18 protein-coding genes and 1 pseudogene are annotated in these 15776 nt (G+C 70.3%); 12 read left to right on the forward strand and 7 right to left on the reverse strand.

Annotated features, from left to right (window positions below):
* Nucleotides 1–114: 114 nt before the first annotated feature.
* A complete protein-coding gene (locus INE98_RS14585) occupies nucleotides 115–228 on the reverse strand; it encodes a hypothetical protein (protein ID WP_367120196.1) in 114 nt (37 codons plus the stop codon).
* Complete coding sequence (locus INE98_RS12410; protein ID WP_293539241.1) at nucleotides 222–455, reverse strand: hypothetical protein; 234 nt, start codon at nucleotides 453–455, stop codon at nucleotides 222–224. Before INE98_RS12410 ends, INE98_RS14585 begins: the two co-directional genes overlap by 7 nt.
* Here INE98_RS12410 and INE98_RS12415 point away from each other — a divergent pair.
* Nucleotides 342–647: pseudogene (locus INE98_RS12415) on the forward strand (Hsp20 family protein); the annotation flags it as partial. The gene INE98_RS12410 and the pseudogene INE98_RS12415 overlap by 114 nt on opposite strands.
* Before the next feature lie 75 nt (nucleotides 648–722).
* On the opposite strand, the gene INE98_RS12420 reads toward INE98_RS12415, so the two are convergent.
* Genes INE98_RS12420 through gpmA form a run of 3 tightly spaced genes read right to left on the reverse strand, consistent with a single transcriptional unit; the run spans nucleotide 723 to nucleotide 3148 of the window.
* Nucleotides 723–1931 carry a pentapeptide repeat-containing protein gene (locus tag INE98_RS12420; protein ID WP_293539242.1) on the reverse strand — a complete coding sequence of 403 codons (1209 nt, stop codon included), beginning with the start codon at nucleotides 1929–1931 and terminating at the stop codon, nucleotides 723–725.
* Nucleotides 1932–1979: 48 nt separating this feature from the next.
* A complete protein-coding gene (locus INE98_RS12425; protein WP_293539243.1) occupies nucleotides 1980–2438 on the reverse strand; it encodes a bifunctional diaminohydroxyphosphoribosylaminopyrimidine deaminase/5-amino-6-(5-phosphoribosylamino)uracil reductase RibD in 459 nt (152 codons plus the stop codon).
* On the reverse strand, nucleotides 2435–3148 hold the full coding sequence (gpmA, locus tag INE98_RS12430; RefSeq protein ID WP_293539244.1) for a 2,3-diphosphoglycerate-dependent phosphoglycerate mutase: 714 nt from the start codon (nucleotides 3146–3148) through the stop codon (nucleotides 2435–2437). Before gpmA ends, INE98_RS12425 begins: the two co-directional genes overlap by 4 nt.
* Nucleotides 3149–3259: 111 nt before the next feature.
* Between gpmA and INE98_RS12435 the strand changes: the two genes are divergently transcribed.
* The 8 genes from INE98_RS12435 (at nucleotide 3260) to INE98_RS12470 (ending at nucleotide 9792) form a co-directional block, all read left to right on the forward strand.
* Nucleotides 3260–3544: a hypothetical protein gene (locus tag INE98_RS12435; RefSeq protein WP_293539245.1), complete on the forward strand. Its 285-nt coding sequence runs from the start codon at nucleotides 3260–3262 to the stop codon at nucleotides 3542–3544.
* Complete coding sequence (locus INE98_RS12440) at nucleotides 3541–4503, forward strand: KpsF/GutQ family sugar-phosphate isomerase (RefSeq protein ID WP_293539246.1); 963 nt, start codon at nucleotides 3541–3543, stop codon at nucleotides 4501–4503. The genes INE98_RS12435 and INE98_RS12440 overlap by 4 nt, the downstream gene beginning before the upstream one ends.
* 66 nt (nucleotides 4504–4569) lie before the next feature.
* A complete protein-coding gene (locus INE98_RS12445) occupies nucleotides 4570–6072 on the forward strand; it encodes a phosphomannomutase/phosphoglucomutase (RefSeq protein ID WP_293539247.1) in 1503 nt (500 codons plus the stop codon).
* 5 nt (nucleotides 6073–6077) lie between these two features.
* Nucleotides 6078–7382: a UDP-glucose/GDP-mannose dehydrogenase family protein gene (locus INE98_RS12450; protein WP_293539248.1), complete on the forward strand. Its 1305-nt coding sequence runs from the start codon at nucleotides 6078–6080 to the stop codon at nucleotides 7380–7382.
* A gap of 41 nt (nucleotides 7383–7423) precedes the next feature.
* Nucleotides 7424–7741 (forward strand): type II toxin-antitoxin system RelE/ParE family toxin, encoded by a 318-nt coding sequence (locus INE98_RS12455; protein ID WP_293539249.1) that lies wholly within the window; start codon nucleotides 7424–7426, stop codon nucleotides 7739–7741.
* On the forward strand, nucleotides 7741–8025 hold the full coding sequence (locus INE98_RS12460; protein WP_293539250.1) for an XRE family transcriptional regulator: 285 nt from the start codon (nucleotides 7741–7743) through the stop codon (nucleotides 8023–8025). The genes INE98_RS12455 and INE98_RS12460 overlap by 1 nt, the downstream gene beginning before the upstream one ends.
* Before the next feature lie 240 nt (nucleotides 8026–8265).
* Nucleotides 8266–9345: a calcium-binding protein gene (locus INE98_RS12465; RefSeq protein WP_293539251.1), complete on the forward strand. Its 1080-nt coding sequence runs from the start codon at nucleotides 8266–8268 to the stop codon at nucleotides 9343–9345.
* A gap of 51 nt (nucleotides 9346–9396) precedes the next feature.
* Nucleotides 9397–9792 (forward strand): PEGA domain-containing protein, encoded by a 396-nt coding sequence (locus INE98_RS12470; protein WP_293539252.1) that lies wholly within the window; start codon nucleotides 9397–9399, stop codon nucleotides 9790–9792.
* Between the two features lie 21 nt (nucleotides 9793–9813).
* Here the strand turns inward: INE98_RS12470 and INE98_RS12475 are convergent, their stop codons facing one another.
* Together INE98_RS12475 and glmM are read right to left on the reverse strand one after the other, a co-directional pair.
* Nucleotides 9814–11100, reverse strand: a complete 1287-nt coding sequence (locus tag INE98_RS12475) for a citrate:proton symporter (protein WP_293539253.1) — start codon at nucleotides 11098–11100, stop codon at nucleotides 9814–9816.
* A 22-nt stretch (nucleotides 11101–11122) separates the two neighbouring features.
* The gene (glmM, locus tag INE98_RS12480) at nucleotides 11123–12475 is read right to left on the reverse strand and encodes a phosphoglucosamine mutase (protein WP_293539254.1); all 1353 of its coding nucleotides are present in this window, start codon (nucleotides 12473–12475) and stop codon (nucleotides 11123–11125) included.
* Nucleotides 12476–12638: 163 nt separating this feature from the next.
* Here glmM and glmS point away from each other — a divergent pair, with 163 nt between their 5' ends.
* The 3 genes from glmS to INE98_RS12495 form a co-directional block, all read left to right on the forward strand.
* Entirely contained in the window at nucleotides 12639–14456 is a 1818-nt protein-coding gene (glmS, locus tag INE98_RS12485) for a glutamine--fructose-6-phosphate transaminase (isomerizing) (protein WP_293539255.1), read from the forward strand.
* Between the two features lie 11 nt (nucleotides 14457–14467).
* Nucleotides 14468–15121 (forward strand): FMN-binding negative transcriptional regulator, encoded by a 654-nt coding sequence (locus INE98_RS12490; RefSeq protein WP_293539256.1) that lies wholly within the window; start codon nucleotides 14468–14470, stop codon nucleotides 15119–15121.
* A partial coding sequence (locus INE98_RS12495; protein ID WP_293539257.1) for a PhzF family phenazine biosynthesis protein occupies nucleotides 15118–15776 on the forward strand: 659 nt, incomplete at its 3' end. The genes INE98_RS12490 and INE98_RS12495, both read left to right, overlap by 4 nt.

Below are 15776 nucleotides of genomic sequence, written 5' to 3' on the forward strand. Positions count from 1 at the left end.
CCACTGCGCCTCGTCCAGTTCATAACGCTTCACGCCCATCGCAGACCTCCGCCAAAGCGGAGACCTATGAATCACGCATCAGGCCGCGCGTGAATCCCTGAATGTCGATTGGACCTAGCCTGTTGTCGGCCCGCCTTTAAGGCCGTAGGTCTCACGAAGGGCGACCTCGGCGTCTTTGAGGTTAGCGTCCGTGAGGTTCACCTGCCGCAGATCGGTGTCGTTCAGGATCGCCCCCCGAGGTCGGCACCCGCAAGATTGGCCCGCCTCAGATCCGCCGAAGTCATGTCGGTGGGCATGATGCGGCCGCCGCTGAGCACCAGGACGTCCAGCCGTGCGGCCCGCAGATCGCCGTCGCCGGCTTCCGGCCCGAAGAGCTGAACATCGAGGTCAAGGAGAACCTGCTCACCGTCCAGGGCCGCAAGGCGGCCAATGAGGCCGACCGCCGGTTCCTCCACCGCGGCCTTGCCGAGCGCGATTTCGAGCGCCGTTTCCAGCTCGCGGACTACGTGGTCGTGACCGAAGCGCGGCTCGCCGACGGCCTTCTCTCGATCGCCCTGCGGCGCGAGCTGCCTGAGGCGCTCAAGCCCCGGCGCATCGAGATCGCCACCAGCGCCGCGCCGCTGATCGAGGGCGAGAAGGCGGCCTGATCCCCGGACGGAGCCGACACCCTGCGGCGGGCGACGTCTCAGGACGTCGCACGTTTCGCATCAGGACGGTGCAGGTCAGGCTATGCCCTTCAACCCGAAGGTTTCACCAAACGCCAGGGAAGCCCCGCCGAGTTCGGCGTCTGTAAAGTCGGCTCGCCGGACATCGGCGCCGTCGAGGATCGCCCCCTTCAGGCAGGCGCCCGCCAGGATGGCGCGACGCAGGTCGGCGGAAGTGAGGTCCGCGGGCAGGCGGTGCCCGCCGCCCAGTTGAAGGAGACCCAGGTTGGCGCCCTGCAGGTCCGCCCCGGCGAGCAGGGCCCCCGTGAGGCGGGCCCCGCGCAGGTCAGCGCCCCGAAGGTCGCAGGACCTCAGGTCGGCTCCCTCCAGCCTCGCGCCCTGAAGCTGGGCGCCCACCAGGTCGAGCCCGTGAAGGACGGCCCCGCGGGCCGAAAGGGCGGTCAGGACCTTGTTGTTCAGGTTCTTCAGGCCCCGCAGGTCCGCCGCGTCAAAGACACCGGCCTTGCCCGACCTCCCGTTTGTTTCGCTCCAGAGCACATGATCCCGGATCTGATCCGCTACGGAAGGCTCCCCGGCGTCTGGATCCGCAGGGGGCTTGACGAGGGCGCCCTCGAGATCTGCATCGACAGTATCCGCGTACTGGGTCCGGGCGTCGAGCAGGACCGCCTTCCTCAGGTCGGCGCCTCTCATCTTGGCCTGGGTGAGGTCCGCGCCGGTGAGGTCCGCGAAGGCCAGGACGCAGAGCTTCATGTTGGCCCGGGTCAGCCGGGTCTTCCTCAGGACGGCGCCTGTCAGGTCCGCCTTCACGGTCCTTTGGCCGGCCGGCGCCTCCCCGGCGCCGCCCGCCTTCCCGATCAGCCGATACCCCAGTTTCCGGTCGCCCACCGCGATGGAACCCTCGCACAGGTCCGCTTCGAACAGGTCCGCCTCGCTGAGGTCTGCGTTTCTGAGGCAGACCCCCTTCAGGTTGGCGCGACGCAGGGAAGCCTTCCGGAGATCGGCGTTCTCGAGGTCGGCGCCGAAGAGGCTTGCGTTGTCCAGCCTGGCGCCGAGGAGGGTGGCGCCCCGGAGGTTGGCGCCGGTGAGGTCCGCGCCGGAAAGGTCATGAAGAGAGAGCCTGAGCCCCGCGAGGTTCCGCCAGGAAAGGTTGGCCCTCAGGCCGCCGGTGCGGCCGGAATTGAACCGCGCATTCTTCCGGCAGATGTCATCCAGCTCGGACTGGGACATGACGGGCAGGTCAAGCAACTCGGGTGTCTTGACAGACATGAGGCCGGGAGTCCCCCTGGGTGTGCAGGGCTCTCTACTACAAGGCGATTAACTCCCGGTGAAGTTGTTCCGCGCAGGCCTGTACTCCGCGTAGAGGGAGAGGGCCTCGGCCTCCAGCAGTCCCTTCTCGACGCCGACGCCGGCCTCCCGAAGGCGCGCCTCTCCCTCGCCCGAGGCGAAGACCGAGGCGTCGTCGCAGGCGATGACAACCCGGCGTACGCCCGCCGCGATCAGTCGGTCCGTGCAGGAAACGCCGTCTCCCGAACGCCGGGCGCAGGGCTCCAGGGTCACCAGCACCGTCGCGCCGCGCGCCGCGGCGCCGGCCGCCGCAAGGGCCCGCTCCTCGGCATGGGGCCGGCCGCCCTCCGCCGTCGCGCCCTCGCCGACGATCCCGTCAGGGCCGAGGATCACGCAGCCCACGGAGGGGTTTTCCGCCGTCCGCCCGACGCCCGGACGGGCCAGTTCGATGGCCCTTCGCATGGCGGCGATCTCGGCGTCCCGGCTCAAGGCGTCTTCGGCAGGGACTGGGCCCGGTCCGCGTCGAGGTAGCGCGCGGCCACCGGCTTCAGGGCGCCATCCAGGTCGATGACCAGCGGATTCGAGGTCGGGATCTCGACCTCCATGATCCCGTCGGCGGACAGGCCGTAGATCAGCTTGACGATGGCTCGCAGCGAGTTGCCGTGGGCCGCCACCAGCACCGTCTCGCCCGCCGCCAGCCTCGGGGCGATCTCGGCGGTCCAGTAGGGCTCCACCCGCTCCAGGGTGGTCTTCAGGCTCTCGGTGTCCGGCAGGACGAGGCCGGCGTAGCGGCGGTCGCGGGATAAGTCCCACTCGCCGCCGGGCGCCAGGGGCGGGGGCGGGGTGTCATAGGACCGTCGCCAGATCCGCACCTGGTCGGCGCCGTGCTTCGCCGCGGTCTCGGTCCTGTTCAGGCCCGTCAGGCCGCCGTAGTGGCGCTCGTTCAGCCGCCAGTCCTTGGTTTCCGGCACGAAGGTCTGCCCCGCCGCTGTCAGGGCCAGCCAGAGGGTGCGGATCGCCCGGGTCAGCACGGAGGTGTAGGCCCGGTCGACCTGCAGTCCCGCCGCCTTCATCAGTTCGCCGCCCTTGCGCGCCTGGGCCTCGCCCTCGGCGGTCAGGTCCACGTCCACCCAGCCGGTGAAGCGGTCCTCCAGGTTCCACTGGCTCTGGCCGTGTCGCAGCAGGATCAGGGTGGGCATGGCGGTCTCCGTCCGGATTTCGCCTCCGGGCTAGGGCCGGCGGATGGACGCGTCAAGGCCGGCTCGCGGGCGCGTGTGGCTTCCGGGCCCGCGAGGCGTTAAGAGAAGGCCATGAGCGACCGCGTCTTCTTTGGCGGCCTGGCCCTGGCCGCCGCCGCCCTCATCGCCCTGGCCATGGTCTGGCCCCAGGGCCTGGGGTCACGCTCGCCCGGCCCCTTCGGTTCCGTCCCGGTCCAGCAGAGGCCCGAGGTCCAGGCCGCCATGCGCCGCGAGGCCGAGGCCGACAACGCCAGACGCCAGAAGGCCCGCGAGGCGGTCGCCGCCGCCCGCGCCGCCGCCGAGGGCGGGAAGACTCCTGCACCCTCCACCCCGTCGCCTGCGGAGACGCCGCAGTGAGCGCCGCCGCCATCGAGACCGGCCGCCGGGTCCTGCGCCAGGCCGCCGGCGCCCTGGAGCAGCAGGCCGCCGCTCTGGGTCCGGATTTCGCCCGCGCCGTGGACCTCCTGGCCGCCGCGCGCGGCCGCATCATCTGCACCGGCATCGGCAAGTCCGGCCACGTGGCCCGCAAGATCGCCGCCACCTTCGCCTCCACAGGCGCCCCGGCCAGCTTCGTCCACGCCAACGAGGCCAGCCACGGCGACCTCGGCATGATCAGCCGTGAAGACGTCATCCTGGCCCTGTCCAAGTCGGGGGAAAACCGCGAACTGGCGGACGTCCTGGCCTATTCCCGTCGCTTCGAGATCCCCCTCATCGCCCTCACCGCCGCACGCGACAGCGCCCTGGGCCGCACGGCCGACGTGGTGCTGGAACTGGCTACGGCGGCGGAGGCCACCGGCGAGGTCAACGCCCCCACCACCTCCACCACCCTGCAGATCGCCCTCGGCGACGCCCTGGCCGTGGCCCTCCTGGAGCGGCGCGGCTTCACCGCCGGAGACTTCCGCACCTTCCATCCCGGCGGCAAGCTCGGGGCCCAGCTGCGTACGGTGGCCGACCTGATGCACGCCGGCGAAGACATCCCTCTGGTCGCCCCGGACGCGCCCATGAGCGAGGCCCTCCTGGTCATGACCGAGAAGCGGTTCGGCTGCGTCGGAGTCCTGGGGGCCGACGGCCGACTGGCGGGCGTCCTCACCGACGGTGACCTGCGCCGCCACATGGCGGGGCTGATGGACCGCACCGCCGGCCAGGTCATGACGCCAGGGCCCAACAAGGTGGTCGGGCCCCGCCAGCTGGCCTCGGAGGCGCTCGCGCTCATGACCGATCCACCGCCGGCGGTGAACGTGCTCTTCGTCCTCGATGACGACCGGCCGGTGGGCATACTGCACGTCCACGACCTGCTCCGCGCCGGGGTCATGTGACCCGACCGCACTGGTCGGAACCGGCGTGAAGGTCTAAGAGCGCGGCGGAATCAAACTGGAGCGCCGATGCCGACCCTCCCCCGCGCGGACCTCGTCCCGCAGACCCCCGACCACGAAAACCTGCCCCTGGTAAAGGCCACCGGCTTCCGGGAGTATGACGCCCGCTGGCTGTTCGGCTCCGAGATCAACCTCCTGGGCGTCGAGGCCCTGGGGCTGGGCCTCGGAACCTACATCCACGAACTGGGCCAGAGGCGCATCGTCGTCGGCCATGACTTCCGCTCCTACTCCCAGTCCATCAAGCAGGCCCTGACCCTCGGCCTCCTGGCCGCCGGCTGCGAGGTGCTGGACATTGGCCTCGCCCTCTCGCCCATGGCCTATTTCGCCCAGTTCGACCTCGAGGCCCCCGCCGTGGCGATGGTCACCGCCAGCCACAACGAGAACGGCTGGACCGGCGTGAAGATGGGCGTCTCCCCGCCCCTCACCTTCGGTCCCGACGAGATGGGCCGCCTGAAGGAGATCGTCCTTTCCGGGCTCGGCGTGACGCGCCCGGGCGGAACCCTCACCCACGTCCCCGGCGTGGCGGAGCGCTACATCGCCGACGTCTCCGCCAGGGTCCAGGTGAACCGCCCGCTCAAGGTGGTCTGCGCCTGCGGCAACGGCACGGCCGGCGCCTTCGCTCCCGAGGCCCTGCGCCGCATGGGCGTGGCCGTGGTCTACGAGATGGACTGCGAGCTCGACTGGTCCTTCCCGCGCTACAATCCCAACCCCGAAGACCACGAAATGCTCAAGGCCATGGGCCAGGCCGTGCGCGACTTCGGCGCCGACCTCGCCCTCGGCTTCGACGGCGACGGCGACCGCTGCGGGGTGGTGGACGACACCGGCGAGGAGATCTTCGCCGACAAGATCGGCCTCATGCTGGCGCGCGACCTGTCCGGCCTGCACCCGGACGCCCGGTTCATCGTCGACGTGAAGTCCACCGGCCTCTTCGCCACCGACCCGGTCCTGGCCGCCAACGGGGCCCAGACCCTCTACTGGAAGACCGGCCACAGCTACATCAAGCGCAAGACCGCCGAGATCGGCGCCCTGGCGGGCTTCGAGAAGTCGGGCCACTTCTTCTTCAACGCCCCCCTAGGGCGCGGCTATGACTGTGGCCTCACCGCCGCCGCCGCCATCCTGGGCATGCTCGACCGCAATCCGGGCCAGAGCCTGTCGCAGCTGAGGAACGCCCTGCCCCAGGCCTGGACAAGCCTGACCATGTCGCCCCACTGCGCCGACGAGGCCAAGTACGGCGTGGTCGAGGGGGTGGTCGCCGAGTACGAGGCCCTGGCCCGCGACGGCGGGACAATCCTGGGCCGCGCCATCACCGGGGTGATCACCGTCAACGGCGTGCGCGTGGCCCTCGAGGACGGCTCCTGGGTCCTGGTCCGCGCCTCCTCCAACAAGCCCGAGATCGTCGTCGTGGTCGAGAGCACCCGCTCGGAGGACGACATGCGCGCCCTCTTCCGCGAGGAGGTGAAGCCCCGTCTATCCCGGCGCCCCGAGATCGGCGCCTACAACCAGGAGATCTGAGCCCCATGCACGTCGTCATGATCGGCACCGGCTATGTGGGCCTCGTCTCGGGCGCCTGCTTCGCCGACTTCGGCCACCAGGTCACCTGCATCGACAAGGACGCGGCCAAGATCGAGGGCCTCAAGGCCGGGCGCATGCCCATCTATGAGCCGGGCCTCGACACCCTGGTCGCCCGTAATGTCCAGGCCGGGCGGCTGGCCTTCACCACCGGGGCGGCGGAGGCCGTGCGCGGCGCCGACGCGGTCTTCATCGCCGTGGGCACCCCCTCGCGCCGGGGCGACGGCCACGCCGACCTGTCCTACGTTCACGCCGCTGCCGCCGAGATCGCCGACCTGATCGACGGCTTCACCGTGGTGGTCACCAAGTCCACCGTCCCCGTCGGCACAGGCGACGGCATCGAGGCCATCATCCGCCAGCGCCGGCCCGACGCCGAGTTCGCCGTGGTCTCCAACCCCGAGTTCCTGCGCGAAGGGGCGGCCATCGAGGACTTCAAGCGCCCCGATCGCGTTGTGGTGGGCCTCAACGACGAGCGCGCCCGGCCGGTCATGACCGAGCTCTACCGGCCCCTCTTCCTCAACGAGACGCCGATCCAGTTCACCGACCGGCGCACCTCCGAGCTGATCAAGTACGCGGGCAACGCCTTCCTCGCCATGAAGATCACCTTCATCAACGAGATGGCCGACCTCTGCGAGGCCGTCGGCGCCGACGTCCAGCAGGTGGCGAAGGGCATCGGCCTCGACAAGCGCATCGGGGGCAAGTTCCTCAACGCCGGCCCTGGCTATGGCGGCTCCTGCTTTCCCAAGGACACACTGGCCCTGGTGCGCACCGCCACCGACGCCGGCTCCCCCGTCCGCCTCATAGAGACCACCGTGGCCGTCAACGACGCGCGCAAGAAGGCGATGGCCGCCAAGGTGGCCGCCACCGTCGACGGCGACCTCGATGGCCGCACGGTCGGCATCCTGGGCCTGACCTTCAAGCCCAACACCGACGACATGCGCGACGCCCCGTCCCTCGACATCCTCCCCGCCCTCCAGGCCCTGGGCGCCCGCATCCAGGCCTTCGACCCCGAGGGCGAGGCCGAGGCCCGCCACCTCCTGCCCGGCGTGGACTTCCGCCCCGACGCCTACGCCGCCGCCGAGGGCGCCGACGTCCTGGTGATCATCACCGAGTGGGACCAGTTCCGCGCCCTCGACCTGGACCGCGTCCGCACCCTGATGCGCACCCCCGTGCTGGTCGACCTGCGCAACATCTACAAGCCGGCGGACGTACGGGCCCTGGGCTTCCGCTACGCCTCGGTGGGGCGGGCGTAGGACCCATTGCCGGACAGTATCGATTTAGATACACTGATCCCGTGAAAGCGGTCCTCTTTCTGGGAGACAGCCTGTCGCGTCTTCGGGAATTCCCGGAGTCGGCGCGGGCGACTGCGGGCTTCCAGTTACACCAGTTGCAGCAGGGTCTCGACCCCGACGACTGGAAGCCCATGGGTACGATTGGACCCGGCGTGCGGGAGATCCGCATCCGGGACGCCTCGGGGGCCTTCCGGGTGATCTACCTGGCGAGGCTGGCGGATCGTGTTCTGGTCCTCCACGCCTTCAGCAAGAAGACCCAGAAGACGGCTCAGAAGGACCTTGACCTCGCAGCCGCGCGGCTACGGGCATGGAGACGATGATGATGGAAGTTCAGACCTTCGAGAACGTCTTCGACGCCCTCGCAGACACCCCAGCCGAAGCGGCGAACCTGAAGGCGCGAGCCGAGATTCTCTCCGCCGTGGCGCAAAAGGTGCGATCCTGGAACCTCTCCCAGGATGCCGCCGCAGTCCGGCTTGGCGTCACCCGCCCGAGGCTGAACGACCTGCTCCGGGGGAAGCTGGGGAAGTTCTCGCTCGACGCTCTCGTCAACCTCGCCACAGCGGCGGGACTGCGCCTCGAGATCCGGATTGACGAGGCGGCCTGAAGACGCTGGCCCTTGGGCCCCTGGGCTTCCGCTACGCCTTGATGGGGCGGACCCGGGGCGAGTGGGCGGCGACTACATCGCAAAGCGAAGGCCATCTTTCTGTCGCCAATACCGCCCCGAACGTCAGTATTGGTCGTATTTACGGGAGCCAAACCGGCATCTTGATCCGGTAGTATTGACTCTATAGACAATTCCGCGACTGCGTATGGAAACTCTTCAGGGACAGCCCAGAGATTCCGGATGGCGCAAGTTTATGCAGGCCCCATGGGTCTGGATATGTCAGACCTCGATATATCAGTTCTTCTGATTGCAGATGTCTTGCAGGCTTCCTCGACGACATTTCGCCTTCTCTATCAAGGCGAACAGATCACGTTCTCGGGCTTCAATTTCACGTACAACTCTGTTGGCGCTCCGATCTCGGGTACGGTGACCGGGATCGAGGTCCGCTACAACGGTATACTAGTCTATCAGGCCTCGGGCTTTTCCACGCCCGTCTTGGACTGGCTGATCTGGGCGGACACAGAGGACACTCTCGGCGCCCTCGCCGCAGTCCTGCGGGGGCCGGATAGCATCTTCGGCTCAGCGACCAATGACACGCTCGGAGGCTTCGCCGGTAATGACACCATCTTTGGCCAGGGCGGCGGGGACCAGATCGAGGGGCTCCGGGGAAGCGACTACGTTGAAGCCGGAGAAGGCGACGATCTGGTCGGCGAGGTGACGAGCGCCGATGGTGACGACACCTACTGGGGCGGAGCTGGTAACGACACGATCCTCGAGAACACCGGCACGAACCTCCTGCGCGGGGAGGCGGGCGACGACCTGATCTCCGGCGGGTCCGGCTTCGACGACATGCATGGCAACATGGGCGCCGACACCCTCTACGGGAACGACGGTGACGACTGGGTCGTAGGGGGCAGGGACAACGACCGCCTGTTCGGCGACGCCGGCTTTGACATCGTCTACGGCAACATGGGCAACGACACCGTCGATGGCGGCGCCGGCAACGACTGGGTGCGCGGCGGCCAGGGCGACGACTCCGTCATGGGCGGAACCGGCGACGACTGGATCTGGGGCGACCGGGGCAACGACACCATCTCCGGCGGCGCAGGGGCGGACCTGTTCTACAGCCTCGCCGGCGCCGGCATCGACCGGATCACCGACTTCAGCTTTGCCGCGGGCGACCGGCTGAAGCTGGAGGGCGGCCCCTCGCGCACCGTCGCCCAGGCGGGCGCAGACGTCGTCGTCGACATGGGCAATGGCGACCAGGTCATCCTGGTCGGCGTCTCCCTCTCCAGCCTCGGGACCGGCTGGATTCTCTAGGCGCCGGACCCGCCACCCGATCCATCACACCCGCAAGCAAGGAACACCACCATGACATCTCTGTTGAGGACGGCCCTGGTCGCCGTCGCCGCCGCCTCGGGCCTGTCCGCATGCGCCACCGTCACCCGCGGAAGCAACGACGCCTGGGTGGTCAATTCCGAACCGCCGGGCGCCACCGTGACGACCACCAACGGTCACTTCTGTCCGTCGACGCCCTGCGCGATCAAGATGCCTCGGAAGTCCCAGTTCACCGCCGAGATCAAGAAACCGGGCTACAAGCCCGCCAGCGTCTCGGTGACGCACAAGACGGCCAGCGCCGGCGCGGCGGGGGTCGCCGGCAATGTCCTGGTCGGCGGCGTGATCGGCCTGGGCGTCGACATGATGACCGGAGCCTCCCAGGACCTCGTGCCCAACCCCGTGACGGTCAAGCTGGAACCCGAGGAGTAGGGTCTGACGGCGACCTAGCCCTCAGAACCCCCCCGTCGCCATCGTCGCCAGGGCGAGGACCAGGCAGACCCCCGCCGCCGGCAGGGCGGTGAACGTCTGGTGGGCGCCCATCTCCACGCGGATCAGGCCCACCAGCAGCCAGGTGGAGGGGACGAGGGGGCTCAGGAGGTGGAAGGGCTGGCCCATCAGGGCGGCCCGGGCCATGGCCTCGGGCGCGATCCCGTGGACGGCGCCAGCCTCGGCCAGCACCGGCAACATGCCGAAGTAGAAGGCGTCGTTCGACAGGAAGAAGGTTCCCGGAAGGCTCGCCGCCGCCACGGCGGGGGCCAGGTGCGGGCCCAGGGCCTCGGGAAGGGCCGCCACCAGCGCGGCGGACATGCCGTCGACCATCCCGGTCCCCTTCATCACGCCGGTCAGCACGCCGGCGGCGAAGATCAGGGCGGCCACCGACAGGGCGGCCGGGGCGTGGGCGGCGATCCGCTCGGACTGGGTGCGGGGATCGGGGTGATTGAGGGTCAGGGCCAGGGCGAAGGCCATCATCATCAGCACCGGCAGGGGCAGGGTCTTCACCCCGAAGGCCGGGGCGATCAGCCCCGCCATCAGGGCGGCGAGGATCAGGAGGTTCAGGGCGTAGCGCAGGCGCAGGGCCGGGCGGTCCGCCTCGTCCGCCACCGGGGCGGGCGCCTCCAGCACCCCCAGCCGCCGCCGCTCGGCCAGCCCCAGCCCCGTCGCCAGGGCGAACACGGCGAGAAGTCCTGCACCCATGGCGGGCAGCAAGGGCAGGAAGACCTCCGTCACGTCCAGGCCCAGGGCCGCCGCCGCCCGACCCGTGGGCCCGCCCCAGGGCGAGAGGTTCATCACCCCGCTGACCAGCATGAGCAGGCAGGCCAGATGCAGCAGGTTCATGCCCAGCCGGCGGTAGAGGGGCAGCATGGCCGCGCAGGTGATGAGGTAGGTGGTCGAGCCATCGCCATCGAGCGAGATCACCGCCGCCAGGGCCGTGGCGCCAAGGGTGACCTTGAAGGGGTCGCCGCCGACCCGGCGGACGATCAGGCGCACCAGGGGATCGAACAGGCCCGCGTCGGTCAGGATGCCGAAGGTCAGGATGGCGAACAGCAGCATGACCCCGGTGGGCGCCACCTCGCGCAGGCCCTCGAGGATCATCGGGCCCATGTCGGTCCCGTGCCCGGCCATCAGGCCGAAGATCAGCGGCGTCAGGACCAGGGCCGGCGCCGGCGCCAACCGGGCGGACATGATCAGGGCGGTGAAGACCGCCACCAGGAGGAAGCCGGCGAGGGCGGGATCCATGGGCGCGCCCCTCCGGAGGCGGTCAGGCGGCGGCCTTGCGGACCGCCCCGACGATCTCGCGGACCACCTGGCTGACCAGGGCCTCGTCGTCGCCCTCGGCCATGACCCGGATCAGGGGCTCCGTGCCCGAGGCGCGCACCAGCACGCGCCCGCCGGCGCCTAGCTTCTGCTCCGCATCGGCGATGGCCGCCTTCACGCCGTCGGCCTCCAGGGGCCGGCCCGAGGTGAAGCGGACGTTCTCCAGCTTCTGGGGCGCCGGCTCGAACTGGCGGGCCAGGGCGCTCATGGGCCGGTCGCCGGCCTTCAGCACGGCCAGCACCTGCAGGGCGGCCAGGAGGCCGTCGCCGGTGGTGGAGAAGTCCGACAGGATGATATGGCCCGAGGCCTCGCCGCCGAGGTTGTAGCCGCCCTCGCGCATGCGCATCATCACCGAACGGTCGCCCACCGCCGTGCGCTCCAGCCTGAGGTTGCGCTCGCCGAGGAACCGCTCCAGGCCCAGGTTGGACATGACCGTGGCCACCACCCCGCCCCCGGCCAGCCGGTTCCGCCGGGCCCAGTTGTCGGCGATCAGGGCCATGATCTGGTCGCCGTCGACCACTCGGCCCTTCTCGTCGCAGATGGCCAGCCGGTCGGCGTCGCCGTCCAGGGCGATGCCGATGTCGGCCCGGTACTCCTTGACCGCCTTGATCATGGCCTCGGGGTGGGTGGAGCCGCACTCCTCGTTGATGTTCATGCCGTTGGGCGCCACGCCCACGGGGATGACCTCGGCGCCCAGCTCGTACAGGGCGGCGGGGGCGACCTTGTAGGCCGCGCCGTTGGCGCAATCGATCACGATGCGCAGGCCCGACAGGCTCAGCCGGCGGGGGAAGGTGGCCTTGGCGATCTCCACATAGCGGGCCTGGCTGTCATCCACCCGGGCGGCCCGCCCCAGGGCCGTGGCGGGGGCCAGGTCCTCGGACAGGGACTGGCCCATCAGGGCCTCGATCTCCAGCTCCCGGGCGTCGGACAGCTTGTAGCCGTCCGGCCCGAACAGCTTGATGCCGTTGTCGGTCCAGGGGTTGTGCGAGGCCGAGATCATCACGCCCAGGTCGGCGCGCAGGGAGCGGGTCATCATGGCCACGCCGGGGGCCGGCATGGGGCCCAGCAGGCGCACGTCCATGCCCGCGCTGGTGAAGCCCGCGACCAGGGCCGGCTCGACCATGTAGCCCGACAGGCGGGTGTCCTTGCCGATCACCACCATGTGGCGGCGCTCCTCGCGGGAGCGGAACAGCCGGCCCGCCGCCAGGCCGACCCGCAGGGCCACCTCGGCGGTCATCGGGTGGGTGTTGGCCTCGCCGCGGATACCGTCGGTGCCGAAAAAGGCGCGTTTGCTCATGGGGCCTTCCGAAGCTTTCGCCATAGTGGGGCCGGAATCCGAAACGATTCGAAACCCGGATTTAATCGACGCCGTCGGCGCGGGTGCTAAACCCCGCCCGTCCCCACAGTCTAGCCCCTCCGGAGGCCAGGCGGAAAGGGACCCCGGAAGAGAGGACCAGCCCATGTGCGGCATCATCGGCATCGTCGGCAAGGCGCCCGTCCAGGAGCGGCTGATCGAGACCCTGCGGCGGCTCGAATACCGCGGCTATGATTCCGCGGGCGTGGCCATGGTCGCCGATGGCCGGGTTGACCGTCGCCGGGCCCGGGGGAAGATCCGGGCCCTTGAGGATGTCCTGCGCGAGCAGCCCCTAGACGGCCTGACCGGCGTCGGCCACACCCGCTGGGCCACGCACGGCGCCCCCTCCGAGACCAACGCCCACCCGCAACGGGCGGGGCGGGTGACCCTGGTCCACAACGGCATCATCGAGAACTTCGCCGAGCTGAAGGCCGAGCTGGCCGCCGAGGGCCGCACCTTCGAGAGCGAGACCGACACCGAGGTCATTCCCCACCTCATCGACCGGGCCCTGGCGAGGGGCGCTGCGCCCATCGACGCCCTCAAGCAGACCCTCGACCGCCTTCGCGGCGCCTTCGCCCTGGCCGTCCTCATCGAAGGCGAGGACGAACTCATCCTCGGCGCCCGGCGCGGCAGCCCCCTGGTGGTCGGCTATGGCGACGGCGAGATGTATCTGGGCAGCGACGCCCTGGCCGTCGGCCCCATGACCAGCCAGATCGCCTATCTCGACGAGGGCGACTTCGTGGCCATCGACAGGACGACGGCGCGGATTTTCGACGCCGAAGGCCGGCCCGTGACCCGGCAGATCCGCATCATCCCCCCCGCCGCCGCCCTGGTGGAGAAGGGCAACTACCGGCACTTCATGGAAAAGGAGATCCATGACCAGCCGGGCGCCTGCCAGCACACCCTGTCGGCCTATCTCGACCCGGTCTCCGGGCGGGCCCGGGTGCCCGGCGGCCTGGATTTCAGCCGTGTCGACCGGATCCAGATCGTCGCCTGCGGCACGGCCTACTATGCTGGCCTGATCAGCCGCTACCTGTTCGAGTCCCTGGCCCGGATCCCGGTCGACATCGATGTCGCCTCCGAGTTCCGCTACCGCGCCCCGCCGGTGCATAAGGGTACGCTCTGCATCGTGGTCTCCCAGTCCGGCGAGACCGCCGACACCCTGGCGGCCCTGCGCTGGTGCCGCGAGCAGGGCCTGTCAACGGCGGCCGTGGTCAACGTCCACACCAGCACCATGGCCCGCGAGGCCGACATCCTCCTGCCCACCCATGCCGGGCCGGAGATCGGCGTCGCCTCCACCAAGGCCTTCACCAGCCAGGTGGCCGCCCTGACCGCCCTGGCCGTGGCCGCCGCGGCCGCCAAGGGCCGGATCGACGCCGCCGAGGAGGCGCGGCTGACCAAGCTGCTGCTGGAGGCGCCGCGCCTGATCTCAGGCGCCCTGGCCCTGGAGGACCAGATCCGCGCCCTCGCGCCCGAACTCGCCAAGGCGCGGGACGTGCTCTACTTCGGTCGCGGCGTCATGTCGGCCCTGGCCCTGGAAGGCGCGCTCAAGCTCAAGGAAATCAGCTACATCCACGCCGAAGGCTATCCTGCCGGCGAGCTCAAGCACGGCCCCATCGCCCTGATCGACGAGGCGACCCCGGTCATCGTCCTGGCCCCCTCCGACGCCCTCTTCGAGAAGACCGTCTCCAACACCGCCGAGGTCATGGCCCGGGGCGGCCCGGTCATCTTCATCACCGACGAGGAGGGCGCCCGCCGCGCCCCGGCCGGGGTCCGCCTGATCGTCACCCCCGGCTGCGACGACATCGTCGCCCCCCTGGTCTACGCCGTCCCCATCCAGATGCTGGCCTACTATGTCGCCGTCCAGAAGGGCGCCGACGTCGACCAGCCCCGCAACCTCGCCAAGTCGGTGACGGTGGAATAGGGGCCGCCCCGATGTACCTGCCCGAGAACTTCGAAGAGCTCCGGCCCGAGGTCCTGTGGGGCCTTGTGGCCCAGCATCCCCTGGGCCTCATCATCACCGCCGGGCCGGAGGGGCCCATGGCCTCGCCCCTGCCCTTCCTGCGCGGGGAGGGGGAGGCGGACCGCGCCGTCCTGACCGCCCACATGGCCCGCGCCAACCCCCACGCCGCCGCCCTGACCGAGGGCCTGGACGCCCTGGTTATCTTCCAGGGCGCCGAGACCTACGTGTCGCCCGGCTGGTATCCCTCCAAGGCCGAGACGGGCCGGGTGGTTCCGACCTGGAACTACGAGATGGTCCAGGTCCGGGGCCGGATCAGCCTCAAGCCCGGGACCGACTGGCTGGCGGCCCAGGTCGACGCCCTGACCCGCGCCCAGGAAGACAGGCGCCCCCGGCCCTGGGCCGTCTCCGACGCCCCGCCCGCCTTCATCGAGTCCCAGCTGCGGGGCATTATCGGCCTCGAGATCGAGATCACCGAAATCCGCGGCAAGTGGAAGATGAGCCAGAACCGCCCCCTCCCCGACATGGCCGGCGTCGCCCGCGGCCTCGCCGATCCCGGGGACCCGCACCACAACCCCGCCGCGGCGGCCCTCGTCGCCGAGCGGATGGCGGGGCGGGAGGGCTCATGACCCAACGCCGTTTCCAGCAGATCGACGTCTTCGCCTCGGGACCGCTGAATGGCAATCCGTTGGCGGTGGTGCATGACGCGCAGGGCCTGTCCGAGGCGCAGATGGCCGCCTTCGCCCGCTGGACGAACCTGTCCGAGACCACCTTCCTCCTGCCGCCGACCGACCCTGGCGCCGACTACCGGGTGCGGATCTTCACCCCCGGGGGCGAGCTGCCCTTCGCCGGGCATCCGACCCTGGGCTCCTGCCGGGCCTGGCTGTCGGCGGGGGGCCGGCCGAAGACGCCGGGGCGGGTGATCCAGGAGTGCGGCGTGGGTCTTGTTCCCGTGCGGCTCGACGGCGAGGACCTGGCCTTCGCAGCTCCGCCCCTGCGGCGCACGGGGCCCGTCGAGCCGGAGGTCCTGGCGCAGATCCGCGGGACCCTCGGCCTGCCGGAGGGGGCGATCCTGGACCACCAGTGGATCGACAACGGGCCGGGCTGGTGCGCCGTCCTGCTGGACAGTGTCGAGCGGGCGCTGTCGGTGCGGCCCGACCCGGTCCTGTTCGGCGACCTGAAGCTGGGGGTGGCGGCCCTGCATCCGCCGGGCGGGCCATCGGCGCTGGAGGTCCGGGCCTTCTTCGCCGACGGGGCCCTGGTGGAGGATCCCGTAACGGGCAG

Origin of the sequence: Phenylobacterium sp. (genome assembly GCF_020253645.1) — a bacterium.
Lineage (GTDB): Bacteria > Pseudomonadota > Alphaproteobacteria > Caulobacterales > Caulobacteraceae > Phenylobacterium.

Coding starts and splice junctions, on each gene's coding strand:
- INE98_RS12475 (WP_293539253.1), bottom strand. CDS start 11,100: ATGGATCCCGCCCTCGCCGGCTTCCTCCTGGTGGCGGTCTTCACCGCC.
- glmS (WP_293539255.1), top strand. CDS start 12,639: ATGTGCGGCATCATCGGCATCGTCGGCAAGGCGCCCGTCCAGGAGCGG.
- INE98_RS12420 (WP_293539242.1), bottom strand. CDS start 1,931: ATGTCTGTCAAGACACCCGAGTTGCTTGACCTGCCCGTCATGTCCCAG.
- INE98_RS12445 (WP_293539247.1), top strand. CDS start 4,570: ATGCCGACCCTCCCCCGCGCGGACCTCGTCCCGCAGACCCCCGACCAC.
- INE98_RS12450 (WP_293539248.1), top strand. CDS start 6,078: ATGCACGTCGTCATGATCGGCACCGGCTATGTGGGCCTCGTCTCGGGC.
- gpmA (WP_293539244.1), bottom strand. CDS start 3,148: ATGCCCACCCTGATCCTGCTGCGACACGGCCAGAGCCAGTGGAACCTG.
- INE98_RS12465 (WP_293539251.1), top strand. CDS start 8,266: ATGGCGCAAGTTTATGCAGGCCCCATGGGTCTGGATATGTCAGACCTC.
- INE98_RS12460 (WP_293539250.1), top strand. CDS start 7,741: ATGATGGAAGTTCAGACCTTCGAGAACGTCTTCGACGCCCTCGCAGAC.
- glmM (WP_293539254.1), bottom strand. CDS start 12,475: ATGAGCAAACGCGCCTTTTTCGGCACCGACGGTATCCGCGGCGAGGCC.
- INE98_RS12490 (WP_293539256.1), top strand. CDS start 14,468: ATGTACCTGCCCGAGAACTTCGAAGAGCTCCGGCCCGAGGTCCTGTGG.
- INE98_RS12435 (WP_293539245.1), top strand. CDS start 3,260: ATGAGCGACCGCGTCTTCTTTGGCGGCCTGGCCCTGGCCGCCGCCGCC.
- INE98_RS12470 (WP_293539252.1), top strand. CDS start 9,397: ATGACATCTCTGTTGAGGACGGCCCTGGTCGCCGTCGCCGCCGCCTCG.